The organism is Rothia sp. 11273D007AR, assembly GCF_053547255.1.
Genome location: NZ_JBPPWJ010000010.1, coordinates 82594 through 108440, shown reverse-complemented (window position 1 = coordinate 108440; position 25847 = coordinate 82594). Strand labels below are relative to the sequence as shown.

The window sequence follows — 25847 nt, the reverse complement described above, 5'->3', positions numbered from 1 at the left end:
TCCCCGAATGTAACCGAAACCTTCATCTGCGCGTTCAAAGAACATGCACATGAAGGTTTTGACGACATTCGCCGAGCACACGCCACGTTACCGCACCCCGGCATTGACCAAAAGGATGCGTAAATTTTCCGGGTGATGCACGATGTCTTCCCACTGCACCCTAATGACCCGGTACCCGAGTTTCTCAAGGTCACGGTGGCGTCTTTTCTCAGCGCGGATAGCTGCCCCAGGGTCGCCATAGGTGCCATCATATTTGACGTAACCATCGACTTCTAAGATGAGTTTGAGCTCTTCCCACAGAAAGTCGGGGCGGTAGTAGGAACTTCCCACCCAAATGGTTGCCTGTTCCTTGGGCGGGGTGAACCCCCACATCGCAATTCGATAGCGGGTCACCGTTTCCGCAGGAGATTCTGAGCGTTCGCTCATGAGACGGCTGACCTCACGCGCGTTTTTGACCCCTTTGCAACGTAAACCCGTAATGCTACTGGTGAAATCAGAAGCGGCGATGAGTCCTTGGTTGAGAAAAAAGTCCACGATACACAGGGCATCAAGTATGGGCAGAGTCAGCGCACAGTCGACTGCTGTTTGTAGGGGAGGAGTGACAAAAGCTCCTTGATGGAAGACAGCAGATGAGCACTCTGTCTTTCGGGCACGGCTGACATGGACTTTTGGGGTAGAGCGGACGGTCTCCATTGGATGGCTGACCCAAATTTTGCGGGGGAGCCGCAGTAGGGGTGCATCCCACCACAGCGCTGCGGATATATGGCTGAGCACGAAGTCTGATCTGGTTTTGAGAAACCCTACGTGTTGGGCGATGCAACGGGCGCGGGCATCCCAGCTGTTCCAGGTGGAGGTCTTGATGTAGGCTCCGTGGCAGATGCGACGAAGGGTTCCGCTCTGACATGCCCTGGTGATGCTTGAGGACGACTTCCCGAGATGGCGCAGCTCCGCAGAGGTTTTTACTTCGGTAAAGAATTGTTCCATGCCATGAATGTCTCCGATAGTTTCGTCCATGACAAGGGGTTATATATAAATTGTGGATAACTCGGGGTGTTTTGTGTGGGTTTATACCTCTATGCGTTTGTATGACGCTTGAAGGGCTGTTTTCCACAGGGGAGCTTCACCAGTGCTGTAGGTAGCCAAAAGCTTCATCTGCGTGTTCAAAGAACATGCAGATGAAGCTTTCGGTTACATTCACGGATGGTCGCGCCCTCGCCCCTCAACCCGGCGCGTACGCCCACCCCTTCTTCTAGTTGCTGGGGAACCGGGCCTTGACCCAGCGTTCGAATACACCCAGCAGGGCGTCGGTGATCTTACCCAGGATAGCGAGTAGCACGATGGCCAGGAGTAGGCGGTCGGTGCGGCCGTTGTTCTGGGAGTCGGTGAGCAGGAAGCCCAGCCCCATCGAAGCACCGAGCAGTTCGGCGGCGACCAGGAAGAGCCAGGCCTGCGCCAGGGCCAGCCTCAGACCCGAGACCACAGCGGGCAGAACGGCAGGTAGCTGCACGGTGGTAAAGAGGTTGATGCCGCGGACGCCGAAGGTGCGGGCCGCTTCAACCAGCTTGGGATCCACGTGGGCTAGGGCCGCCGAGACGGTGGTGTAGACGGGGAAGAAAGCGCCGATAGCGATGAGGGTGACCTTGGAGTTTTCACCGATGCCGATCCAGAGCAGCAGCAGCGGCACCCAGGCCAGCGACGGTACAGCGCGTAGGGCGCCGATGGTGGGGGCGGCGAGCACCTGGGCCCAGCGGGAGAGCCCTACCCAGGCTCCGAGCACCAGCCCCAGGATGGCACCGATGCTGAAGCCCAGTACCACGCGCTGGGTTGAGATAGCGACGTGCAGGCCGAGCTGCCCTCGTCCTGCTAAATCAAGGGCAGCGGCAACCACCTTCGAAGGGGCAGGGAGCTGCACCGCGCTAAAGACTCCGGCGGTGCTCAGGTACTGCCAGAGCGCCAGCAGAACCAGGGGAAGCAGGGCGCCGAGCCAGGGTGCCCAGCGGCGGGTGAGCAGGGGGCGGCGGGGTACCTTCGCGGACGCCGGTGTTTCGGTGCGCGCCAGGCGGCGGTGGGTCGCCGGTTGGGTGGTGAGATCAGAGGTAACTGACATGACTACTCAGCCACCAGGGTTGAAATGCGGGCGGGGTCGGCCTTCTGGGCAAAGGTGTCGTTGACGATACTGCCCAGGGCGGTGTCTACTTCGCCCTGTGAGGCAACGTCGCCGGATTCAACCAGGTAGGGGCCGACCTTCTCCAGCACGGCGAGCTGCTTGTCGCCGGGCACGTTGTCGATATCCAGGTAGGTGCGGCCCCAGACGACCTGGGCGGTTTCAAGCTCAATTCCGGAGCCGTCTGCCAGGATCTGCACGGCCTCTTCTTCGTTGGCGAGTGCCCAGTCGCGGGCGTATTCGTAGACGTCAACGATGGTCTGGGCGGCTTCGGGGTCGCTCTCGATGAAGTCCTCGGTGGCGTTCAGGAAGCCGTAGGTGTTGAAGTCGACGTTGCGGTAGAAGAGGGTGTTGCCGTCCTCAATTTCGGCGCTGGCCATGATGGGGTCAAGACCGCTCCAGGCATCTACGGTGCCCTGGTTGAGGGCGGTGCGGCCGTCGGCGTGCTGTAGCTGCTCGATGGTGACTTCATCGGGTGACACACCTGCTTCTTCAAGAGCCTGGAGCAGGAAGAAGTAGGGGTCGGTGCCCTTGGTGACGGCTACCTTTTTATCGGCCAGGTCTTTCACCGATGAGATACCGGTGTCGGTGCGGGTTACCAGAGCTGACCACTCGGGCTGGGAGTAGAGGTCAATCACCTGAATGGGTGAGCCGTTAGAGCGAGCCAGTAGGGCAGCTGAGCCCGCGGTGGAACCCACGTCAATCGCACCGGAGCGCAGGGCCTCATTAGCCTTGTTCGAACCGGCTGACTGTACCCACTCGACATCCTTACCCTGCTCCTGCAGGGCGGTCTCTAGCCAACCCTTTTCCTTGATAATCAGGGAGAGCGGGTTGTAGGTGGCGTAGTCGATGGTGACGGTGGTGTCGCCCGCTGCTGCAGAAGTATCGGCGGTAGAAGCGTTTTCCCCTGCCAGACACCCGGTCAGTAGTAGGGTGCCGGTTGCGAGCAGGGCAGAGGTGGTGGTGAGACGAGAAATGAGTGACATGTGTATTCCTAGTGTTCTTCAACGCCGAGTTCGGCCAAAAGTTCTTTGCGCAGGGACGAGAGCGCGGGGTTGCCGCGGTCGCGCGGGCGGTGATCGGGCACCTCCACGATGCGGGCAATCGTCGCGGGCGCAGCGGGGTCCGGCTTACCCAGCACAATCACCCGGTCTGAGAGGTAGAGGGCTTCTTCCACGTCGTGGGTGACCAGCAGGACGGTGGCCGGGTCGTGGGCATGAATATCGAGCAGCAGATCCTGCATGTTAATGCGGGTGAGGGCATCAAGGGCGCCGAAGGGCTCATCCAGCAGCAGGACGCCGGGGTTCCGCGCCAGCGCCCGGGCCAGGGAGGCGCGCTGAGCCATGCCACCGGAAATCTCACGGGGGCGGTGCTGGGCGTAGTCTGCCAGCCCCACGACGTCCAGAAGGCGGGCAACCTGCTCGCGGGCAACGTCCTTGGGGGTACCCTTGGGCAGACCCAGCGCCACGTTCTTTTCAACGGTGCGCCAGGGCAGCAGGCGCGGCTCCTGGAAACCAATAGCCACACGGGAATCGAGACCCCGTACCGGGCTGCCGTCAATCGTGACGGTACCGGCGGTCGCTGCCCCCAGGCCGGCAGCAGCCCGCAAGAGGGTCGACTTGCCGCAGCCCGAGGAACCAATAATCGAAATAATCTCACCGGGGTAGGCGGTAAAAGAAACGTTTTCAAGGACGGTGCGGGTCTCCCCGCGCTCGCCGATGAAGGTCTTGCCGACGGCATTGAAGTCGATTTCGCAGGCTGTGAGGGTGGTGGGGGTGCGTTCTAGCGTGGGTGCGCTCATGCTTTCTCCATCGTCTCTTGGCGTTAGCACCGACCCCTGGTGGAGGGAGGTTGCTGCGACGTCGTTGAGCCAAGTCTCTCGGTCGCTCTGGATGGTTAACGCTTTCAACGCTAGGGGCGTTTGTTGGAACCGGGCAAGAGTATGACGCGGTATTTCGCCTGGTTACGAGTGTGACGCAGTGGGTGAAACTGACCGGAACTCGCAGGTGAGCGTAACACTGCTCAACACGTGCCACAATGTGAAACGTAGCCTCAGATGCTTGCCTCTTGGCGGGCTGTGAGGGCTACACTAAATCTCAAGATCAAGAGTCCCAACGTCAAGCTCTGGCTAGTTGGGCGGCAACCCTCTCCCGTAGCGGGGTGCCCCAGATGAGGATCAGGCAGTAATGCAAGTACGGCGCACCCAGGCGCCACCTTCGCGAAGGCTCGGCGCCTTTTCCTTTGGGTAAGGACGCCGGCGGCAGCACGGGCGCGGAGGGCCAAGCACCACCTGTGAAAGGGCCCGGTTCATGACCGAGAAGAAGCGCATCGTCGTCAACGCCTTCGATATGACCACTACCAGCCACCAGAGCTTTGGCCTGTGGCGTCACCCCCGTAACCGTGCGGATGAGTACAACACCATTAAGTACTGGACCGACCTGGCCAAGGTCTGCGAGAAGGGTCTGTTTGACGCTGTCTTTATCGCTGACGTGGTGGGTGTCTACGATGTCTACAAGGATTCAGTAGCTCCCGTGCTGAAGGACGGCGCCCAGGTTCCTGTGGGTGACCCCTTCCTGCAGATTTCTGCTATGGCCGCTGTCACCGAGCACCTGGGCTTTGGCGTGACCGCCGCTGTGACCTACAACCAGCCCTACACTCTGGCCCGTTCCTACTCCACCCTGGATCACCTGACCGGTGGTCGCGTGGGCTTCAATGTGGTGACCTCCTACCTTCAGTCTGCTGCTGAGAACCAGGGTCTGCCCGGTCAGATTGACCACGATGAGCGGTACGAGATTGCCGAAGAGTTCCTCGACGTCTGCTACAAGCTGTGGGAAGGCTCTTGGGAGGACGGCTCTGTGCCCCGCGACCGTGAAAACGGTGTCTTTGCTGACCCCTCTAAGGTTCACCCCATCCTGCACAAGGGCAAGTACTTCCAGGTGCCCGGCATCGCCCTGACCGAGCCTTCACCCCAGCGCACCCCCGTGATTTTCCAGGCCGGTGCGTCCTCCCGCGGTCAGGCTTTCTCGGGCCAGCACGCCGAGGCTATCTTCATTACCGCCCTGCGCCCCCACCTGACCAAGGTGCTGACCGAGCGTATCCGTTCTGAGGCTGAGAAGGCCGGCCGCAAGCGCGATGACGTGAAGATTCTGGCTATGCTCTCCGTCGTTGTGGACGAGACCGATGAGAAGGCTCAGGCCAAGTACGCTGAGTACCTCAAGTACCAGAACGTTGAGGCGTCCCAGGGCATCATCGGCGGCTGGAGCGGCCTTGACCTGGATCAGTTCGATGAGGACGAGGCCCTCAAGTACGTTGAGACCGAGTCGATTCAGTCCTTCCTGACCCCCTTCACCCTGCAGGATAAGGAGAAGGAGTGGACCCGCAAGGACATCGCCGAGCACTGCGCCACCGGTGGTATGGGTGCGGTTCTGGTGGGTTCTCCCCAGACTGTTGCCGATGAGCTGGAGAAGTGGATTGACGAGGGCGGCCTGGACGGCATCAACCTGGCCTACCACGTTTCCCCCGGCTCCTTCGAGGACTTCGTTGAGTTCGTTGTTCCCGAGCTGCAGAAGCGCGGCCGCTACCGCACCGCCTATGAGGGCTCTACCCTGCGCGAGAGCCTCTTTGGTGAGGGTAACAAGTACGTGGACGAGCGCCACCCGGCTGCCAAGTACCGCGGTGCTTACGCGGGTAAGCCCTCCGCTGCCGACACCCCGGCTCGTGACTTCCTCAAGCTGGCGCTTGAGAACGCTGAGAAGGCTGAGGCCGCAGGCCACTAGGTCTTAGCGCTGTAAGGACGCCGCCCCGCACCTTCCTGCCAACGGGCAGGGGAGTGCGGGGCGGCGTCCTTATCTTCTTTAAGCCGTGCCGACGGTTAGAGCAGGGCGCTCCACAGGCGGCAGAGGTTCTCGGCAACCTTTTGGTGGTTGGGGCGGTTGACCCACTCGTCGTAGCGCAGGCGCTTGCAGCGGGAGATGTAGTCCCGGGCTACGCCTTCGAGTTCCTGCACCATAGCCTTGCCCACGATAAAAGTGGAGACCTCAAAGTTGAGGGCGAAGGAGCGGGGGTCCATGTTGGATGAGCCGATGAAGGTGATTTCGTCGTCCACAATCATGAACTTGGAGTGCAGCACGGTGGGGCCGGGGTACTGCTGAATGTTCACACCCGAGCGGAGCAGCTGCTCGTAGTAGGAGCGCTGCCCCATAATCGGCAGGAACTGGTCACCCTTCTCGCAGACAATCAGGGTCACGTCGATACCCGAGAGTGCCATGTTGGTCAGAGCCTGCAGCAGGGTCTCTTCGGGCACGAAGTAGGGCGAGCAGATAGTGATGCGGTCTTCTGCGTTGTAAATCAGGTGGTTGATCAGGCGCAGGTTGTTTTCGGTTTCGAACCCGGGGCCAGAGGGCACAATCTGGGCGAGCGGACGCTGGCCCTCCTGCCCTGCCTCGTCGTGGGCTTCGATGTCGGCGTCGATTTCATCGAGCAGAAGTTCCTTGGTCTCGGCGTACCAGTCGGAGACAAAGACCGCGTTGAGCTCGTGTACCACGGGGCCGGTGCAGAAGAAGGAGAGGTCCTTCCACTCTAGGCCCTTTTTGATGTTGCCCTTGAGGTTGTAGGTGCTATCGATAGCATTCTGGGAGCCGGAGAAAGCCAGCTCGCCGTCGATGACCACGATCTTGCGGTGGTTACGCAGGTCGGGGCGCTGCCACTGGCCCTTCCAGGGTTTGAGGGGGAGCATGAGCCGCCAGGGCACCCCTGCATCGTTGAGCTTGCGCTGGAGTTCCTTCCAGCGGGGGTACTTGCGGGAGCCGATATGGTCGATGAGTACATGGACCGCTACACCGCGCTGGTGGGCCCGCACCAGGGCATCCCAGAGGGGCTCAGTGGTGCTATCAAGGGCGGTGATATAGAACTCGAAGTGAACGTACTTCTTAGCCTGGTCGATTTTCTCGGCGATTTCCTGCAGGGCCGCATTGTTGTCGTGGCGTAGCTCGAAGTCGTTGCCGCCAATCAGGGGCAGGGCACCGAGCTTGTAGTTGAGGTTAGCTGCCACCCGCGCAGGCTCAGAGAGCTCCGGGCCGCCCAGCACGGCGTCGTCCCCCTCGATGGAGTCCTTAATAATCTGGTTCATGCTGCGCTGGCGGCTGCGGCGGTGCCGGGGCACCAGGTTGGAACCAAAAATCAAGAAAGCAAACAGGCCCACGAAGGGAATAAAGAAAATCGCCATCAGCCAGCCGAGCGCGACCACCGGTTTACGGTTGTAGGGCAACCAGAAAATAACGGTGATGCGGATGAGGATATCGATAACGACCAGGGTTATCGAGAGCCAATCCGGCAGGTTCGTGATATCGAGAAAAGGTAGGCTGAAGTTCACCTTTCTAAGTCTACCCGGGGTCCGAGTGCGGGGTGGGGCTTGTCCACATAGTCAGAAAGCTCTCTACGCGCGATGCTCGTACCCTGCCCGTAATATCTCACCTAGCTTAGGTTCTCTGCACCTCTGCAATAGACTGGTGGTGTGAAGAAACCCGAGAAGTCCGTGCGCCAGCAGCGCCGGGAGCGAACCCACACCGCGATTCACGAGGCCGCGCTCAAGCTTGTGCTTGAGAAGGGCCTCAAAGCCACCACTACCGACGAAATCGCTGAAGCTGCCGGGGTCAGCCCCCGCACCCTCTTCAACTACTTCGCCAGTAAAGAGGACGCCGTGCTCGGCCTGCGCGCCCCCGTCATCACCGATGACATCCTGCAGCGCGATGCTGCCCGCCAGGACCTCTATATCTTCGAGCGCGTCGCCCACCTGATGCTCGACATCATAGTCGCATCGGTTGATAGCCCCACCTACCCGCAGGTGCGCCCCCTAGTGCAGGAGTACCCGGAGCTGCGCTACCGCCTGAAAACCCACCATATCGAGTGCGAAAAGACCCTGGCTGACCTGCTGCGCACCGTCAACTGGGTGGAGTTCAGCGCGAGCGGACGCCGCGGCCCCTGGCCCTACCTGCCCGAAAGCGAAGCCGGGGAAGGAGCCTCAGAGCCCCGCCTGCGTGCAGCCCTCTGTATCACTTCGGCCCTGCTCCGCTATATGGACTACACCCGCGGTGTGCCCGAGGGCACTGAACGCGATGAGATAATCCGCGAGGCCGTGCAGACCTTCCGCCACCTGCTGCGCGAGGACTAGCCGCGACCCCGTCCGTCATGCTGCGTCACGGGTAGGCCTGGCAGGGCCCTACGAGGGTAAAGTGGCTAGTGGGTGCCCCCGCGCCTAACACTTGGAACAAAGGAGTACACCATGAAGATTCTTCTGCCCACATCAATCACCCTTGACCAGAGCGCCCTGGGCGCTGAAGCCGGCGATGAGCTGGTCAGCTACGACCCCACCGTCAATATCGCCCCCGAACACCACGACGCCGATGTGCTGGTGGCATGGGGTAACACCAACGACCAGCTCAAGGACGCCGCAGCCCACCTTCAGCAGGTAGAGCTGGTCCAGGCGCTGCTGGCAGGCCCCGACCAGGCACGCGCCGCGGGCTTCCGCCCCGAGGCCGTCATCGCCTCCGGCAGCGGCCTGCACTCAAAGACCGTTGCCGAACACACCCTGGCCCTGGCCCTGAACTTTGTACGCTTCCTGCCCACCCTGGCCGAGCACCAGGCACAGAAGAACTGGGCCACCGAACTAGGCGGCCCCCAGGAGCTGCACCCTGCTGACCAGGTCACCACCCTGCTCGGCGCCAAGGTCACCATCTGGGGCTTTGGCTCTATCGGCCAGGCCACCGCCCGCCTCTTCGACGCCTTCGGCGCCAAGGTCACCGGTATCGCCCGCTCAGCAGGTGAGCGTGCGGGCTTCCCCGTGGTCGCCACCGACGACATCGACTCGGTCCTAGAAACCACCGACATTCTCGTCATGATCCTGCCTAACTCCGAGGAAACCAAGAACTCCCTCGACGCCGCCCGCCTAGCCAAGCTACCCCAGCGCGCCTACGTCATCAACGTGGGCCGAGGACCCACCGTCAACGAGGCAGACCTGATTGAAGCCCTCAACTCAGGCAGCATCGCCGGCGCCGCCGTCGACGTTGTAGTGGAAGAGCCCCTGCCCGCCAGCGACCCCCTGTGGGACGCCAAGAACATCATCATCACCCCCCACTCAGCGGGCGGCCGCCCCGTCGAGCCCGAAGCCCTCATCAAACAGAACCTGCAGGCTCTGCGCGATGCCCGCGCGGGCAAGGACGCCGACTGGCGCAACAAGATGAACTAGGGGAGGGGAGTTAAGGGGTAGGGTAGGGCGCAACGTCCGCAGACCCTCTCACTCCTCGCCTGGCGGCTCGTCGTGATTCACGCCAGCCCCGAGCCAGCGGACGTAGCGCCCTACCCCACCCCTGACCTGAACCGGCTGTGCGTGAGGAATGCAAAGGACGTGCTAGAAGCCAGCTGGCTGGGTCTGGCGTGAATCGGGTGAGCGCCCCAGCGCGAGCCCGAGAGGGTCAGCTGGCGCTAGCACGTCCTTTGCATTCTCTGCCACCGAAATACACGTATAGGTACACAAAAGGAGCTCCACCAGAATCTGGTGGAGCTCCTTTTAGTTGTCTTTAGCTGACGACGTGGCCGGTTTCGTCCAGCAGCTTGGCGCGCAGTTCGCGGCGCTCAGCCTGGGCGTCCGGGTCGGGCAGCGGCACAGCGGCCAGCAGGCGCTGGGTGTAGACCTCGCGGGGGTGACGCAGAATCTGCTCGCGCGGCCCCTGCTCTACAATCTCGCCGCGGCGCATCACCGCGATACGGTCGGCTAGGGCGTCGATGACTGCCAGGTCGTGGGTGACGAAGAGGCAGGCGAAGCCCATTTCTTCCTGGAGCTCACGGAAGAGTTCCAGCACGCGGGCCTGAACCGAAACGTCGAGTGCTGAGGTGGGTTCGTCCGCGATGAGTAGCTTGGGCTTGAGGGAGAGGGCGCGGGCGATGCCGACGCGCTGCTTCTGGCCGCCGGAGAGCTCGTGCGGGTAGCGGTTGCGGTAGGAGCGGGGCAGCTCTACCCGGTCGAGGAGCTCCTCGATACGCTTCTGTAGCTCGGCTCCCTTGGCGACGCCGGCAAGCATCATGGGCTCACCGATGGATTCGCCGATGGGCAGGCGGGGGTTGAGGGAGGACGAAGGGTCCTGGAAGACCATACCCACGTGCTTGCGTACCTCGGCCAGGTCCTTGCGGCTGGGCTTGCGCATGTCGACGCCGCAGACGTTTAGCTCACCTTCGGCAACCTGCAGGAAGCCGACGGTTGCGCGGCCGATGGTGGACTTACCGGAGCCCGATTCACCCACAAGACCCAGTACTTCACCGGCACGGATTTCGAGGTTAGCGCCGGTGACGGCGCGGAAGGGGCCAACCCGTCCCTGCTTGGGGTACTCGAGGGCGACGTCCTTGAGGGAGAGGATGACCTCGCCGGTGCGCTGGGGGGCTACCTGCTCTAGCAGCTCGGTGGCAGGACGCTGGTTTTCGGCGGCGTCGTCGATAGCGGCGTTCACGTCGATTTCGTCGCCACCCAGGTGGAGCACGGCACCGAGTAGGGCCTGGGTGTACTCGTGCTGGGGGTTGTTGAAGACCTCGTGAATTTCGCCGGTTTCAACGATCTGGCCGCGGCGCATGACGGCAACACGGTCGGCCAGGTCGGCGACCACGCCCATGTCGTGGGTAATCAGGATGATGGCTGAGTTGAGCTTCTTCTGCAGGTTGCGCATGAGCTCAAGAATTTCGGCCTGCACGGTCACGTCGAGTGCCGTGGTGGGCTCATCTGCAATGAGCAGCTTGGGGTTGGTGGAGAGCGACTGGGCGATCATGGCGCGCTGGCGCTGGCCACCGGACATCTGGTGGGGGTAGGAGTTGAAGGCTTTGATGGGGTCGGGCATTTCGACCATCTCAAGCATCTTGATGGCTTCTTCTTTAGCCTCTGCCGGTGAGACGTTCTTGTGCAGGCGCAGGGTCTCAACGATCTGGTCGCCCACGGTCATGACCGGGTTCATGGCGGTCATGGGTTCCTGGAAGATCACGGCGACTTCTTCACCGCGCACGCTGAGCAGCTCGGTGTTGGTCAGGCCGATGAGTTCGCGGCCGTTGAGCTTGACGGAGCCGGTGACGCGGGCGTTTTTGGGCAGCAGCCCGATCATACCCATGGACGAAACGGACTTACCTGAGCCGGATTCACCCACAATGGCGAGGACCTCACCGGCATGCACCTCGTAGTTGAGGTTCATGGCGGCGGGAACCCAGGTACGTTCGACGCCGAAGTCAACGCTGAGATCGCGGACTTCGAGGACCGGCTGGGCGCCGGTTGGCTGAGTGGTTGGTGTATTCACTGGTTTTCCCAACTCTTGGTTGTTTCTGTAGAAGATTGGTGTGGTGGAGCTGTCTCATCTGAGAGAATCGAGAGACTATGAAGTCTCAGTATTTGCAGAACCCTCCGGTTACCTTTCGCGTGAAGACCGCCCCTTTTTACACCTGGTGCGCTGTGCTGGTTGCAGCGAGCGTGCTGGTGGCCTTAGCTGTCAGCGGTGGCCTTTCGGCCCTACTGACCGGCGGCTGGGGCGTGCTGTGGATGGCCTATACGGTCTGGTACGTGCTGGGTCGTTCCAGCCTGGTTGCTGGTGCCGACGACATCACCATCTATAACCCCTTTGTGACCCACCGGGTCAATTACGCTGCCCTGATTGATATTTCAACCAAGTACCATCTGACCCTGGTGACTCCCACCAAGCGTTTTCAGGCTTTTGGTTTGCCGTCAAGCGGTATGGCGGCGTCCCTTTCTGCCCATCGTCAGGATCTTGAGCGTTTGCCCGCTATCACCTACGGTGCAGAGCGGTCAGTGCGCGCTTCGGATCTTCCGAATTCGGCGGCTGGGGCGGTTGCCCTGGTGCTGCGCGGCTACTGGCAGGAGCTGGTGGAGGACGAGGCCCTGGGGGCGGTTGAGCCACTTCAGCAGTCGCGGGTGGACGCCCGCGGGCTGGTGGTCTTCGTCCTTTTGCTTCTGGCCGCTATGGCTGGCTTAGTCTTCTAAGCTTTCGGTGGGCCGGGAGGTTCTGCCTTCTCTATTCGGTTATCAACGAGGCGGTGAGTGCTGGTGCGCTCACCGCCTCGTGCGATGAGAGCTACTTGTTCTGGGGTGAGCCTGCCGGGCCGTCCAGGTCCTGGTCAAGGGAGTCTGAGGTTCGGCTGCTGGCGGGGGTCTCTACCTCTGAGGCAAGGGAGGTGTGTACCGTGGCGGTGCCTGCCGCGGCAGGAGCTGCTGCGGGGGTGGTTGCTGAGCCGTCGATACCCACGCCGTTTTCGGCTGAGTGGGCGGTACGCTTGGTTGCCTTCTTGGGGTTGAACTTCTTCTGGCGGGGGTCAAAGGCGTCACGCAGGCCGTCGCCAACGAAGTTGACGGCGAGTGAAATCACCAGAATGAAGAGGCCGGGGAACCAGAAGAGCCAGGGGCGGGTAGAGAAGGCTGACTGGTTCGCTGAAATCAGTGAACCCAGTGACCAGTCGGGGGCCTTGATACCGAAGCCCAGGTAAGAGAGCGCGGTTTCGGTCAGAATTGCGGAGCTCATCATCAGTGACACGTTCACGGTGACCACGCCGATGGCGTTGGGCAGGATGTGCTTGAAGATGATGCGCAGGTCTGAGGCGCCTGCCAGGCGGGCGGCGTCCACGAACTCGCGTTCGCGCAGGGAGAGGAACTCTGCACGGACCAGACGGGCCAGGGAGGACCAGAAGAGCAGACCCACGACTACACCGAACATGATGGTGTTCCAGATGCCGTGGAAGTAGCTACCGGCCAGCTTACCGAGCACGGCGGTCAGCAGCATCAGGGGGATGATGATAACCATGTCGGTAAAGCGCATGATGACGGCTTCAATCCAGCCGCGGTAGTAGCCTGCCAGGCCACCGAAGAGTACACCGAGGAAGCCGGCGATGCTGGTAATCAGGATGACCACCAGGAAGGTGTTCTGCACACCGCGCATGGTCATGGCGAAGAGGTCACGGCCGGTGGCGTCCTGGCCAAACCAGTGCTGGGCGTTGGGGGCTGCACCGTTTACGATGGGCTGCATCTCGGTGTAGTTGTACTTCCACCAGCCGGGGATGGGGCCTACGCCGATGGAGGTAATCGCCAGCAGGAGCACGGCGATAAGAATCGCCAGGGAGATAACCGCACCGGTGTTCTGGCGGAAGCGCTTGCGCACAATCTGGCCCTGGGTCTTACCCACGGACTCTTGAGCGCGGATATCGATGTTGGTTTCGACGGAGCGTAGTGCGGTGGTTTCGGTGGTGGGCTCCTTAGCGGGCCCTGAGCTGAGGTTCTTGTCGTTGGTGCTCATTATGCTTTCACCCTCACACGCGGGTCGAGGGCTGAGTAGAGAAGGTCAGCCACAAGGTTGAAAACGAGCGCCAGGATGCCGGTCAGCAGGAAGACGCCCATAACGGGGTTGGGGTCGGTGTGGGCCAGCGAGTCGAGGAAGAGGGTACCCATGCCCTTGAAGGCGAAGATACGCTCGGTGATCGCTGCGCCACCGATGATGCCGCCGATGTCCATGGCGATGATGGTTGCCAGGGGAATCAGGGCGTTGCGGAAGGCGTGCTTCATGACGACGGAGCGCTCTGAGACGCCCTTGGCGCGGGCGGTGCGGATGTAGTCCTGGTTCATGATTTCGAGCATGGACGCACGCGAGTAGCGTGAGTAGGATGCCAGCGAAATCAGGGTCAGGGCGATGGTGGGGAGCAGGATGTGGGTGAGGGTATCTGTGTTCAGAATCCAGAAGTCACCCTGCAGGTTGGGGGTAGAAGCGTTAGCGGTGGGGATAGGACGGCCCTTGATGCGGCTGTTGCTGATGTAGGCGGGCCAGGCCTGCATGAAGCGGTCGGCGATAATCAGCAGGGCCATCACCAGGCCGGTGAGCATACCGACGCGGGCACCCTGGCCCTTGTCGTAGCCACCCCAACCGAGACCGACAATCCAGCCCAGAGCCATGAAGGCCAGGGTGATGAGGACGACCATGAGCATGGTGGCCAGGTCGAGCAGGTCCTGAAGGGGGAAATAGGCCGCCAGGCCAGCGACGACCATGGTGAGACCTGCACCCAGGGCACGGCGGTTACGCAGGCCGGAGACCAGGATGGTGAAGATGACGGCGGCGCCCAGGCCCAGGGGCAGCATGAAGGGGATACCCAGGAAGGGGGTGAGGAACCACTTGGTGGTGGAGACGAAGATGATAGCGCCTGCGGTGATGGCGAAGCCCAGCAGACCCATCAGGTAGCGGGTCTTCTGCTTGCCGAAGGACGCGGAATACCAGAAGAGGCCTGCTAGAACCGATATGAGCAGGGTCGTGGGTATGGTGACCACCGGGTTACGCAGGAAGTCGTTGAAGCCGATAGCGACGAATTCCTTGAGCAGAACTGCGATCCAGAAGGAGGGCAGAGAGAAGAAGAGGAAGCTGGCGAAGGTTACGGTGTAGTCCAGGCCTGAGTACTGGCGCAGGGCTGAGATGATACCCAGGCTGACACCAATCAGGATGGAGAGCACGGTGGCTGCTACGACCAGGGTGAGAGTCTGGTAGACAGCGTTAGAGAGAAGCTGGGTGACGGGTGTGCCTGCCAGGTTCTGACCAAAGTCGCACTTACCTGCAAAGCAGCCGAGCACGCCGCCGAGCCACTTGAAGTAGCGCAGGGGAGCGGGGGTATCGAGGTCAAGCGCCTCGGTGCGCTGGGCAATCAGTGCTTCTTTGTTGGGAGAGGTCGAGGTGCGTAGTTCTTCGAGGGGGTCACCCGCGATAGCTACGAGGTTGTAGATGAGGAACGATGCACCGAAGAGGATGAACACTGCGGTGATCAGGCGCCTCACGGAATACATGAGCATGATGAATCCTGATGGGTAGGGGAGCACACCCTGGGGATAGGAGGGTGCTCTCAAACAGCCAGAGGCGCGGACGCTCGTGAGCGTCCGCGCCGTAGGGCAGTTACAGATTGTTAGTTGCCATCTGTAGCGTGACTAGAGCGTAACTGTACTTACTCTGCGATGTCCCACTCTTCGATGTTCCAGGTCAGGGGCTGCTGACCGGGCTTGGGCTGTACACCGGTGATGGTGTCGGAAACCGAGGTAACAGCGATGGACTGGAAGAGGGGCAGGCCGTAGGCGTCCTTGAAGATTTCGCCGTCTGCCTGCTTCTTCAGCTCTTCGATGCGGGCGGTATCGGTGGTGGTCATAATTTCATCGGCTGCTGCGTCAACGGTTTCGTTGGAGTAGCCGGTGAAGTTGGAGGACGAGCCGGTCTGGAAGATCTGACCCAGTGAGGAGTTACCTACACCCGAGGAAACCCAGCCGAAGATGGATGCCTCGTAGTCGCCGCCCTGAAGCAGGGATGACCACTGCTCGCTACCTGCGTCAACAACCACGAAGCCTGCCTTCTCAGCGGATTCCTTGATCATCTGGAAGGAGTTGGTGCGGTTGGGGTTCGCGTTGTTGTAGAGGATGCGGATGGTGGGGGTCTGGCCGTCCAGCAGTTCCTTGGCCTTCTCGATGTTGGCATCCATGTCGTCTGAGGGGTACTCAGAGGAGTTGTTGCTCTCTACGGCGGATGAGTAGTTCTCGGTGTCAGAAGCTACGTAGAGCTGGGAGTTCAGAACCTCAGCGTCGGCGTCCATGGGCTTGATCAGCTTGTCGACGATGTCCTGGCGGGGAACGGTCAGCAGGAAGGCCTTGCGGACGTTCTCATCGGCGAAAGGTGACCCCTCCTTCATGTTCAGATCCAGGTGGTCGTAGGCCTGGTCAGGCTGGGTCTCGGTAACAACGCCGCTCAGAGCTTCCAGCTGGGAGACAGTGTCGATGGAGGCCTGGGGAGCAACGGCGTTGACTTCGCCGTTCTGCAGGGCCTGAATCTGGGTGGCAACGTCGCCCTGAACCTTGAGCACAACTTCGCCAATAGCGGGCTTCTTGTCGCCCTGGTAGTTGGGGTTGGCGGTCAGGGTAACTGACTGGTTCTCTTCAACAGCGGTGACCAGGTAGGGGCCGTTACCGACGGTGAGAGCCTCGTTGGCAGGCATGGTGGTGGTGTTGTAGCCGGTGTTCCAGGCATCTGCAATCTTGCGCAGCTGCTCGTTTTCTTCACCGGGGGTTGCACCCTCGATAGCGGCAATCAGCTCGTCTTCGGTCATGCCTGCAAGCTCAGCAACAACGTGGGCGGGCTTATCGATGTCGTAGGCGATTTCCCAGTCAGCAAAAGCCTGGGGGTAGGTGAAGGAGATGGAGCGGCCGTCTTCGCTGACAACGGGAACCTCTGCGCCGCCGAGGCCAGCGGTTTCACCTGCGAAGTCGAAGTAGGTGAGTTCGCCGTCTTCGCTGTCGAAGTGGCCTGACTGAGCAGCCCATGCCAGGAGCAGGTCGCCCTTGTCGATGTCGTTGCCATCTGACCACTTCTGGTCGTCGTTGACCTTGTAGTCAACCTTGATGCCTTCGCCCTCTTCAGTCATGGAGTAGGTGCCGAACCACTCGTTGTGGCGGATATCGAAGGTGTTGGTGATGGTGTAGAAGCCACGGTTGGTCATCTGGGCGATGATGCCGTTGGTGTCTGAGTTACCTTCAGCGGTGCCTACGTTCAGTGAGGAGAAAACGTTGGTGATAGCAATTGAAACTGACTTGTCTGATGCAGCTGCGTCGGAGCCTGAGGTGCTGGAGGCGCCGGTGTCGGAGCTGGCGCAGGCTGAGAGAGCCAGGGCAGCTACAGCTGAGAGGCCGAGAGCTGAGGAAATGCGGGTCTTGCGCATTAGTGTCTCCTTGCTGAAAAGGGGAAATGTATGTTGTGGTCCGCGATCTTCACCCTGTGTGCGCGGGGGTGGCGGGAGCCTCCCCAGCTCTTGGGTGTGGTGAATCACACGATGCGTAATGTATATACTAGGTCACTTTTGGGGAACTGTGCCACACAAACCCCTGTTTATATGTAAAACTCTTCAAAAAAATGTAAAAAGTACGTTACAGCGTCGTATTAGCTCATAAAATGGCGCAGCTTTCCTTCTTTTGCTAGCGCTTGATGGGGCGCACCATATGCACGTGCTCGATACCGGCCTCAAGGTAGGGCTCACCTATAATTTCAAAGCCTGCCGCCCCGTAATAGCCCTCAGCTAGGTAGGCCTGGGCGCTAATAGAGATGCGTTCGGCCTCAGTGTTTTCTTCAATCCAGGTCAGTGCCTCATTGAGTAGGCGGCGGCCCAGGCCGGTGCCGCGGGCGTCCGGATGTACTGCCACCCGCCCCAGCGTCCAGGCGCCGGGCTCTGCCGGGTGGGACTCATCCGAGAATGTCGCCAAATCAAAGAGCCGCAGATAGGCCAGCACCTCGCCGCGCTCATTGGCGTGGAAGAAGTGCAGGGCCTGCCGGTCTGCCCGGTCGATTTCGTTCTCTTCGGTAATCTTCTGGCCCACCACAAAGACCAGCCCGCGCAGCAGGTAAATCTCGTTGAGTTCATCAAGAGTCAGGTCATAAAAGGATTTCAGGGTAAACATACAGTCATTCTAAAACCCGTTGAACTGCGCTTATTACCCGCTGGTAACCGCACAAAATGTAAAAAGCCGCCCCGCACCGTCCGGAAGGACGATGCGGGGCGGCACGACTAGGCTGCGGCGGGGTTACTTGGTGGTAACCTTCAGCAGCTCAGAGCCGGGCTGGACGGCGCCGGTAGCGCCCTCAACCTCAGCGAAGCGGTTGGTGTTGGTGACCAGAACGGGGGTTACCAGGGAGTAGCCGGCGTTCTTGATGATCTCGGGGTTGAAGGTCAGCAGGATATCGCCGGGATTGACGCGCTGGCCCTTCTCAACCTTTACGTCGAATCCTTCGCCGTTCAGGTTGACGGTGTCGATACCCACGTGAATGAGCAGTTCTACACCGTTGTCGAGCTTCAGGCCGATAGCGTGGCCGGAAGGCATGGTGACGGAGACCTTACCGGCGGCGGGGGCTACCACGGTGTTGCCGGTGGGGACGATGGCTGCACCCTTGCCGAGCTTTTTGGCGGCAAAGATGGGGTCGGGGGTCTCAGACAGGGGAACTGCCTGGCCTTCGAGGGGGGATGCCATGGTCAGGACGGTGCCTGCTGCGGGGGCTGCTACTTCTTCAGCTGCCCAGGGGGCGGCGTCCTGCTTCTCAGCAACTGCAACGGGGGCTGCGGCTGCGGTGGCGGCAGCAGCTTCGGTGCGCTTTTCAGCAGCGCCGGGGGTGGTTGCCTCAGCGGCTGACTCGCCAATGCCGGTTTCTGCAACGGCTGCTGCCTGAGCAGCTGCTTCAGCCTTCTGCTCCTTAGACTCGTAGCCGAAGATCAGCACACCTGCCATGGCGCCGAAGAAGGCGATAGCCAGACCGATCATGTAGAGGTACCAGGGCTGCATAGCGGGGATAGAAATCAGGGAGGTGAAGGCGAAGGCGTAGGACTTAACGCCCAGAGCCGAGATAGTGGCACCACCGATGATGGCGGGGACCAGAATCAGGGGGAAGACGCGCTTGTAGCGCAGGACAACACCGTAGAGGGAGGGCTCGGAGATACCACCGAGCAGACCCGATGCGGCCGCACCGACGGCGGTCTGGCGGAGTTCCTTGTTGCGGCGAGCAACGATGGCAACACCGGTGACAACGCCGAAGACAGCGAAGTTGTAAGCGCCCATGGGGGACTGGATGAAGTCCACACCGTCGGTCTGCAGGTTGTTAATCATGACGGCGTTCAGGGGCCAGTGCAGACCCAGGGGAACCATGAAGAGGTAGAGACCGGCGATGAGGCCGCCGACCAGCCAGGGGGCGATTTCGTTGACGCCGCCGATGAAGTCAGAGATAGCCAGAGCGAACTTGATGCCGATGGGGCCGATGAGGAAGGCGGTCAGGGGTACCAGGATCATGACGGAGAGCATGGGCACGAAGACCATGTGCAGCATGGTGGGGATGACCTTCTTCAGGAAGCGCTCCAGGGGAGCCAGCAGGGCTGCTGCGAAGAGGGGCGGGAAGATCTGGCCGGTGTAGTTCATGACGTAGAGCGGCAGGTCAAGACCCAGGAAGGGGACGCGGACGACGCCGTCTACCGCGATGTCGGCAAAGCCCTGGAAGGTGCCGGTCATGAGGGCTGCGGGGATAGCCGCACCGACCCACATGTTAGCGCCCAGGCGCTTAGCTGCGGTTGCACCCAGCATGATGGGCATGAACTGCAGGACTGACAGGGAGGCTGCCAGCATGATGAACCAGAAGGGGAAGGCTGCGCGCCACTCGTTGAGCATGGCGGCTGCTGCATCGGCGTCGGCCAGGCGGGGGCCGTTGACGATGTCGATGTTAACGACCTGACCGGTGAGGTCGGTGTACTGACCGAAGTAGCCCAGCTGCTGCAGGAAGACGATCAGGGTCAGGATCATGGAGGTGCCCAGCAGCGCCCAGAGGATGGGGCGGAAGGAGTCTGAGAGCACGTCGAAGACGCGGGTGATTGCGCCGGCCTTCTTCTCGTCGGTGGCTACGGCTCCCTTGGATGAGCTTTCACCGACGGAGCTCATGCCGGGCAGCTTGAGCATTTCGTTGTAGACAGATTCGACCTTGTCGCCGAGGACGACCTGGGTCTGGCCGGACTGCTCGATGATGGAGAGAACGCCGGGGATGTTCTCAATCTTGGTGCGGTCTACGGCGCTGTTGGACTTGGGAGTCACGCGCAAGCGGGTGGCGCAGTGGGTAAAGTGCGAGATGTTCTCGGGGCCGCCCAGGCCTTCGAGAATCTTTTCGCCCATCTGTGAGTTATTCACGAGTGGAACCTTACTGGTGTGTGCGGACTGCTAGCCGGTTGTTTAAGACGAAAAAGACCCGAGTTGCCTATCGAACCGTATGCCCTGATCCGGGTAGACGGGTGCTCATAAAAGTGGGGTGTGGGTGCGGGTGCACCGGTGCCGTATGAGCTGATAGCAACTCAGGTCTTGCCTGCTAAGCCAGTAACAATCCTGATGATTGACTACATAGAGTGTGGGGTGTTAACCCCGTTCGTGCTCAAGCGTACTCCCTGAGGTTAGCCCTGTGCAAGTACCTGGGGGTGTTTAGCTCGCAACCAGGCGGTGTGCAGGCGTAGGTTGATTTCGATAGCTAGGCAGCCCAGGGCGGCTGATCCTACAGTGGCTAGTAAGTATGCCCCGGTGGGAATGGTGAACTGGTGGTACCAGAGTGAGGGAGGAAGCAGCAGAGCCAGGACCAGGCCAGCGTACATGGCCGCCACGATAGCCAGGCGGACGCCGCGCACGGGCCGCACTACGGTGGTGATGTTGTAGATACCCATGAGTACAAGGGCGATGAAGGTGGCGGTCTGAATCTCTGCTGTTGCCACCCCGGCGAGAGCGCGCCCGTAGCCGTTGACGAAGACCAGTACCGCTGTGATGATGATGGCTGTCGGTAGGGCGTAGTGCAGGGCCCTGCCCAAGAAGCCGCTGACGTAGCGACGGGTGTTGGGCAGCATGGTCAGGAAGAAGGCAGGACCCCCCACAATGAGCAGGTCGGCGGTGGAGTACTGACGCGGTAGGAAGGGGAAGCTCCAGCAGAGTACACCCAGGGTGAGGCCCAGCAGGATAGCGAAGGCGGTCTTGGTGAGGAAGAGGTTGGTGACCCGCTCGATATTGGCGATAATCTTGCGCCCCTCGGCGAGTACGCCGGGTAGGCGGTCAAAGCGTCCGTCGAGAAGCACCAGGCGCGATACCGCCTTGGTGGCGGGCGCTGCGTTGCCCATGGCGATACCCAGGTCGGCGTGTTTGAGGGCCAGGGCGTCGTTGATACCGTCGCCGGTCATCGCTACTACGTGCCCGGCCTCGCGCAGACCCAGCACCATGTTCTTCTTCTGTTCGGGGGAGACCCGGCCAAAGACGGCGTGGGTTCGGGCAGCTTCTACCAGCTCAGGGCCAGATTCGGGCAGGGTTGAGGCGTCGACCGCCCCGGCTGAGACGTCCATGCCGGCGGATGCCGCTGCGGCCGCTACCGTGCGGGGGTTATCGCCAGAGAAGACCTTCAGGTCGATACCCTGGCTTCTGAAGTAGGCCAGGGTTTCGGGAGCCTCGGAGCGTACCTGCTCGCGGAAAATCACGAGTACCTGGGGCTCATGACCGGCAGGAACCCGGGCGGCTACCTTGCCGGAAGGCTCGCGCATAAGGGCGGGGGCGTGGGCCAGCACCAGCACACGCAGCCCGCTCTCGGCCAGCTCACCGGCCAGGTCGCGGGCAGCAGAGCCCTCGGGCAAAAGCGCCTCGGGGGCACCGAGTAGCCAGGCACCGGTGCCCGTGAACTCAACGCCGCTAAAGCGCAGAGCAGATGAGAAGGGCAGGACGCCTGCGGCAGCCGGAGCGCTAGCACCGGCAGGGGCTGCGGTGCCCGCTGCCTCAGCAAAGGGCTCTTTCAGGGCAGCCGCGGTGGGGTTGGCGTTCTGGTCGGCTCCCAGCCAACCCAGGGCGGCAGCCCAGCCGTCCTTAACCCGGGAAGCGGCGGCGGCGTCCTGATGCCCGGTCTCTGCCCAGAGCACCTGCCCGGTCAGGGAGCGAACCGAATCAAAGCGCACCCCGCCCTCGGTCAGGGTGCCGGTCTTATCGAAGCAGACGGTATCAACGCGGGCCAGCACCTCAACGGCGGGCTGCTCCTGAATCAGCACCTCGGTGCGGGCCAGCTTAACCGATGCCACGGCAAAGGAAATCGTGGTCATCAGGGCCAGGCCCTGGGGAATCATGGAGGCCACTGACGAGACAGAGGTAATCAGGGCATCACGCCAGGCACCGGAATCAAGGGCCAGGTGCCAGCCGCCAGCGGCCTGCATCTGCCCGTTCAGTACAATTGCAATGATGGGAATCAGGGCCCAGGTAATCCAGGTAACCACCCGCTCCATACCCGCCCGGAGCTCCGAATGGATGGTGGTGAACTGGCGGGCCTCGGCCGTAATTTTCGCGGCACGGGAGGTAGCCCCCACCGCCGTCAGCCGCACCTTGCCCGACCCCCCAATCACGGATGAAGCCGATAGGACGCCGTCCCCCGGTACCTTGCCGACGGGGTCGTTTTCGCCGGTGAGCAGGGATTCATCAAGGTCCAGGCCGTCGCTGGTGAGCACCACGGCATCGGCAGGAACCTGGTCCCCGCGCTTGAGCAGCACAACGTCGTCAAGAACCAGCTCATCGAGGGCAACCGGCACCAGCTTGCCATCGCGCAGGGCGGTGGCGGGGTCTCGGCGCAGCAGAGCAATGCGGTCTAGCTGACGCTTCGCCGAGAACTCCTGGGTGAAGCCGATGACCACGTTGGCAATAGCAGCCAAAAGGAAAAGGGTATCGAGCCAGGAACCCACCAGAATCACCGCCAGCCCGCAGAGCCCCAGCACCAGGTTAAACATGGTGAACAGGTGGGTGCGGATAATGGTGGCGGTAGAGCGGGAGGTCGCATTATTCTGCGTATTCACTAACCCGGCAGAGGTACGCTCAGCGACCTGCTCGCTGGTGAGCCCACCGGCCTCAAGGACGCTGTCTGGAGGGGTACTCACATTCACGCGGTGTGCAGGCGCGGTGTGAGACATAGGGGCTCCTTGGGCGTCGGGCTGGTCAGGGTAGTAACCAGTCTAGTGGGAGAAGCCGAGGGTACACGTCCGTCTCAAGGATGAAAACAGCCTCAGTCGCGGGCAGGAAGCACCAGCAGGCGCCCGGTCACCGGGTGGGTGAGCACCTCGATAGGGTGGCCGTAGACCGCGCTGAGCCGCTCGGCGGTGCAGACCTGCTGCGGGCGTCCTTGCGCCACCACCTGCCCCTGGGCAAGAAGCACCAGCCGGTCAGAGTAAGAGGCTGCAACATCGAGGTCGTGAAGGACCACCACCACAGCAGCCCCCTGCCGGGCGTAGGCGCGGGCGCGGGTGAGGGTCTGCTCCTGGTGCAGAATATCGAGGGCGGCGGTGGGCTCGTCGAGCAGGAGCAGGGGAGTGCGCTGGGCAAAGACCCGGGCCAGGTGGGTGCGGCCGGCTTCGCCGCCCGAGAGGGTGCGGACGTCCCTGCCCGCCAGGTGCCCGGTATCAGTGTCGGCAAGGACGGCGGCGACAATCTCGTGATCCTTCTGGGCTTGATCGGTGCCCCGCCAGGGAGCCCGGCCCATCTGGACCACCTGCTGCACGGTGTAGGAGAAGGCTACCGAGGTGTGCTGCAACAGCATGGCACGGGTGCGGGCCAGCTCTACCGGCCGGTAGTCTGCCAGCGGACGTCCGCCCAGGGTAACCTGCCCCGAGCTGGGGGCAGCATCCCCTGCCAGCAGGGACAGCAGGGTCGATTTACCCGCCCCGTTGGGGCCGATAAGAGCTAGAACCTCACCGGGGGCAACCTCAAGCGAGACGTTGTGCAGAATCTGCCGCCCGTTCACCCGGTAGCTGACCGAATCGGCGACGAGTAAAGGTGCGGTCACAGGGCCCCCTTGGTCAGGGTTCGGCGGAGCAGAACAAAGAAGGTGGGGCCGCCCACCAGGGCGGTGAAGATACCGATGGGCAGGTCGGCGAAGCTCACCAGGGTACGGGCGGCGAGGTCGGAGGCCGCAATGAGCAGGGCACCGCCCAGGGCCGATGCCGGCAGGAGCACCCGGTTGGAGGGCCCCACCACCATGCGGAGCAGGTGCGGCACAATCAGACCCACAAAAGCGATAATGCCCGCGTAGGCGACTGCGGCCCCGGTGAGCAGGGCGGTGCAGACGATGGCTGCCAGGCGCAGGCGCTCTACATGAACACCCGAGTGGGCAGCGGCCCGCTCACCCAGGGCGAGCAGGTTGAGCTGCCGGGCCAAGAGAAAGCTACCGATAATACCGAGACCCACAATCGGGGCACTGGTGGCTACCGCCGCCCAGGTCGCCCCGTTCAGGGAGCCCATCTGCCAGAAGATAATCTGGTCGCGGCTGGCGTCGTCGGCGATAAAGACCATCAGGGCAATCAGGGCGTTAGCCACGGCGGTTACGGCAATACCGGTGAGAATCATCGACAGCACCTCTGCCCGCCCGCCGGAGCGGGAGAAGAGGTACACCAGGGCGGTGGTGGCTAGCGCGCAGGCGAAGGCGCAGAGGGGCACGGTGAACATACCCAGGGCATTCAGCCCCAGCACAATAGCCCCGCAGGCCCCCACCGCAGCCCCGGCTGAAATACCGATGATGCCCGGCTCAGCCAGCGGGTTGCCAAAGACCGCCTGCATCAGGGCGCCGGACGCCCCCAAAGCGGCACCCACCAGCAGCCCCAGCAGAATGCGGGGTAGGCGGATATTCCAGAGGGTAGCGTCTGCCAGCTGCACGGCAGGGTCGGCGGACGCCAGCCCCAGGTTGCGCAGAATACCCCCGGCAACCTGGGGGAGGGGAATCTCAAACTGGCCCAGGCTAGCTGATATGAGTACCGTGCCGAGTAGCAGGAGGGGCAGGGCGGTAAAGACCGCCGTGAGGGTAGAAGAACGTACCTGCACAAGAACCTACTGCTGGGTGTAGATAGCGGTGGCCAACGACAGCAGCACCGCAGCACTGTTGGGCCCGAACGAGAGAACCTGGCCGTCTGCCATGTCGACCACGCGCTGGTTTGCGCCGGCAGTTGTTTCAGCTACCCCGGGGCGGGCGAAGAAGGCCTCGATACCGCCGGTGGACTCCACCCCGCCGGTCATGGTGAGGATCAGGTCGGGGTTAGCCCGCGAGAGCGCTTCGGCGTTAGCGGGCACGGTACCCGAAGCCCCGCCCTCACTGGCCACATCGCGACCACCCAGGGCGGTAATCAGCTCATCGGCCCCTGAACCGTCACCCAGGATAAAGAAGACACCGGCAGTACCCCGAACGTAGAGGAAGGCCATGCCCACCTTCTGCGCCGAATCCTGCGGGGCAACCTCGGCAATGGTGGCTAGCGCCGAATCAATCTCAGCCTGCACCCGGGCACCCAGCTGGGCGCCGGCGTCCGGAACTCCCAGAGCCTGCGCAACCGCCTCAATCTGCGGCACTACCTGGCTCAAGGAACGCGAGGGGTCAAAATGCACCACGGTCACCCCGGCGGAGCGCAGCTGCTCGGTAATTTCGAGGGGGCCGTTGGTGGTGTCCATGAGCACCACGGTCGGGGCGAGAGAAAGAACCGCCTCAGCCGAAATATCGTGGCCGTTCTGGGTCACCAGGGGCAGGTCTGCCAGGGTCGTTTCGGTTGAGGACGTGACTCGTCCTACCAGGTTGTCGCCCAGCCCCAAAGCGACGACAGTCTGGGCTAGGGTGCCGTACATATCCAGGGCCAGAATACGGTCGGCGCTGGTCACGGTCACCTCGGTACCCTGAAAATCGGTGACGGTCACCGGCAGCTGCGGGGCCTGCGGGTTCTCAATCGGCAGCACGTCGGGCACGGACGCCGCCGTGGCTAGACCTGTCAGGCTCTTGGGGTTCTCTACAGCATTGGCTTTGAGGTAGTCCTCGGCCTGCTGCAGGGCGGTGCGGTGCACCTCTTCACTGGCAGGAGCCTCAATGCCCCCGGCCGTTGCCGATGACTCTGCCAGACCCTCAACCGATGACGAAGCTGCCCCTGTCTGCGGGCCTGTGGTGGCGGCGTCCGCCCCGCTATCTGCTGACCCTGAGCAGGCCGTCACCGCCAGAACCAGGGTCGCACTCAGAACAGAAAAACCCCGGCGCAGGGGCAGGGAAGAAAAAGAGCGCGTGAGCACCAGAACCTCCTGAGAGAAAGAAAGGGG

General features: G+C 61.9%; 19 protein-coding genes and 2 riboswitches. Of the genes, 4 read left to right on the top strand and 15 right to left on the bottom strand.

Annotation, left to right across the window (positions count from 1 at the left end; translation table 11 throughout):
- Positions 1-87: 87 nt before the first annotated feature.
- The 4 genes from ACED88_RS07275 to ACED88_RS07260 all read right to left on the bottom strand — a co-directional run bounded on the left by ACED88_RS07275 (position 88) and on the right by ACED88_RS07260 (position 3965).
- Entirely contained in the window at positions 88-1014 is a 927-nt protein-coding gene (locus tag ACED88_RS07275) for a type IV toxin-antitoxin system AbiEi family antitoxin domain-containing protein (protein ID WP_449109199.1), read from the bottom strand.
- A gap of 235 nt (positions 1015-1249) precedes the next feature.
- Complete coding sequence (locus tag ACED88_RS07270) at positions 1250-2107, bottom strand: ABC transporter permease (protein ID WP_449109198.1); 858 nt, start codon at positions 2105-2107, stop codon at positions 1250-1252.
- A 2-nt stretch (positions 2108-2109) separates the two neighbouring features.
- Positions 2110-3150, bottom strand: coding sequence for an aliphatic sulfonate ABC transporter substrate-binding protein (locus ACED88_RS07265; RefSeq protein ID WP_449109197.1), 1041 nt, complete (start codon positions 3148-3150; stop codon positions 2110-2112).
- Positions 3151-3158: 8 nt separating this feature from the next.
- On the bottom strand, positions 3159-3965 hold the full coding sequence (locus ACED88_RS07260; RefSeq protein ID WP_449109196.1) for an ABC transporter ATP-binding protein: 807 nt from the start codon (positions 3963-3965) through the stop codon (positions 3159-3161).
- 4 nt (positions 3966-3969) lie between these two features.
- A riboswitch (SAM riboswitch) is annotated at positions 3970-4063 on the bottom strand.
- Between the two features lie 201 nt (positions 4064-4264).
- A riboswitch (SAM riboswitch) is annotated at positions 4265-4365 on the top strand.
- A gap of 108 nt (positions 4366-4473) precedes the next feature.
- Between ACED88_RS07260 and ACED88_RS07255 the strand changes: the two genes are divergently transcribed.
- Entirely contained in the window at positions 4474-5940 is a 1467-nt protein-coding gene (locus tag ACED88_RS07255; protein ID WP_449109195.1) for an LLM class flavin-dependent oxidoreductase, read from the top strand.
- Between the two features lie 95 nt (positions 5941-6035).
- Here the strand turns inward: ACED88_RS07255 and cls are convergent, their stop codons facing one another.
- Positions 6036-7535 (bottom strand): cardiolipin synthase, encoded by a 1500-nt coding sequence (gene cls, locus ACED88_RS07250; protein ID WP_449109194.1) that lies wholly within the window; start codon positions 7533-7535, stop codon positions 6036-6038.
- Positions 7536-7676: 141 nt separating this feature from the next.
- On the opposite strand from cls, the gene ACED88_RS07245 reads away from it, so the two are divergent.
- Both ACED88_RS07245 and ACED88_RS07240 read left to right on the top strand, forming a co-directional pair.
- A complete protein-coding gene (locus ACED88_RS07245) occupies positions 7677-8333 on the top strand; it encodes a TetR/AcrR family transcriptional regulator (RefSeq protein WP_449109193.1) in 657 nt (218 codons plus the stop codon).
- Positions 8334-8444: 111 nt separating this feature from the next.
- Positions 8445-9407, top strand: a complete 963-nt coding sequence (locus ACED88_RS07240; protein ID WP_449109192.1) for a phosphoglycerate dehydrogenase — start codon at positions 8445-8447, stop codon at positions 9405-9407.
- A gap of 331 nt (positions 9408-9738) precedes the next feature.
- Here ACED88_RS07240 and ACED88_RS07235 read toward each other — a convergent pair whose 3' ends face one another.
- Positions 9739-11490, bottom strand: a complete 1752-nt coding sequence (locus tag ACED88_RS07235) for an ABC transporter ATP-binding protein (RefSeq protein ID WP_449109191.1) — start codon at positions 11488-11490, stop codon at positions 9739-9741.
- A 119-nt stretch (positions 11491-11609) separates the two neighbouring features.
- Here ACED88_RS07235 and ACED88_RS07230 point away from each other — a divergent pair, with 119 nt between their 5' ends.
- Positions 11610-12188 carry a hypothetical protein gene (locus ACED88_RS07230; protein WP_449109190.1) on the top strand — a complete coding sequence of 193 codons (579 nt, stop codon included), beginning with the start codon at positions 11610-11612 and terminating at the stop codon, positions 12186-12188.
- A gap of 91 nt (positions 12189-12279) precedes the next feature.
- On the opposite strand, the gene ACED88_RS07225 is transcribed toward ACED88_RS07230, so the two are convergent.
- From ACED88_RS07225 to ACED88_RS07185, 9 genes are all read right to left on the bottom strand, one after another.
- Complete coding sequence (locus ACED88_RS07225) at positions 12280-13491, bottom strand: ABC transporter permease (protein ID WP_449109189.1); 1212 nt, start codon at positions 13489-13491, stop codon at positions 12280-12282.
- Positions 13491-15023 carry an ABC transporter permease gene (locus tag ACED88_RS07220; RefSeq protein ID WP_449109188.1) on the bottom strand — a complete coding sequence of 511 codons (1533 nt, stop codon included), beginning with the start codon at positions 15021-15023 and terminating at the stop codon, positions 13491-13493. The genes ACED88_RS07225 and ACED88_RS07220 overlap by 1 nt, the downstream gene beginning before the upstream one ends.
- A gap of 149 nt (positions 15024-15172) precedes the next feature.
- Complete coding sequence (locus tag ACED88_RS07215; protein WP_449109187.1) at positions 15173-16927, bottom strand: ABC transporter family substrate-binding protein; 1755 nt, start codon at positions 16925-16927, stop codon at positions 15173-15175.
- A gap of 253 nt (positions 16928-17180) precedes the next feature.
- Positions 17181-17660 carry a GNAT family N-acetyltransferase gene (locus tag ACED88_RS07210; protein ID WP_449109186.1) on the bottom strand — a complete coding sequence of 160 codons (480 nt, stop codon included), beginning with the start codon at positions 17658-17660 and terminating at the stop codon, positions 17181-17183.
- A 123-nt stretch (positions 17661-17783) separates the two neighbouring features.
- Positions 17784-19919, bottom strand: a complete 2136-nt coding sequence (locus ACED88_RS07205; protein ID WP_449109185.1) for a glucose PTS transporter subunit IIA — start codon at positions 19917-19919, stop codon at positions 17784-17786.
- A 257-nt stretch (positions 19920-20176) separates the two neighbouring features.
- Positions 20177-22699: an HAD-IC family P-type ATPase gene (locus ACED88_RS07200; RefSeq protein WP_449109184.1), complete on the bottom strand. Its 2523-nt coding sequence runs from the start codon at positions 22697-22699 to the stop codon at positions 20177-20179.
- 92 nt (positions 22700-22791) lie between these two features.
- Entirely contained in the window at positions 22792-23568 is a 777-nt protein-coding gene (locus ACED88_RS07195; protein WP_449109183.1) for a heme ABC transporter ATP-binding protein, read from the bottom strand.
- Positions 23565-24557: a FecCD family ABC transporter permease gene (locus ACED88_RS07190; RefSeq protein WP_449109213.1), complete on the bottom strand. Its 993-nt coding sequence runs from the start codon at positions 24555-24557 to the stop codon at positions 23565-23567. The genes ACED88_RS07195 and ACED88_RS07190 overlap by 4 nt, the downstream gene beginning before the upstream one ends.
- Positions 24558-24605: 48 nt before the next feature.
- Positions 24606-25820: a heme/hemin ABC transporter substrate-binding protein gene (locus ACED88_RS07185; RefSeq protein ID WP_449109182.1), complete on the bottom strand. Its 1215-nt coding sequence runs from the start codon at positions 25818-25820 to the stop codon at positions 24606-24608.
- Positions 25821-25847: the final 27 nt, after the last annotated feature.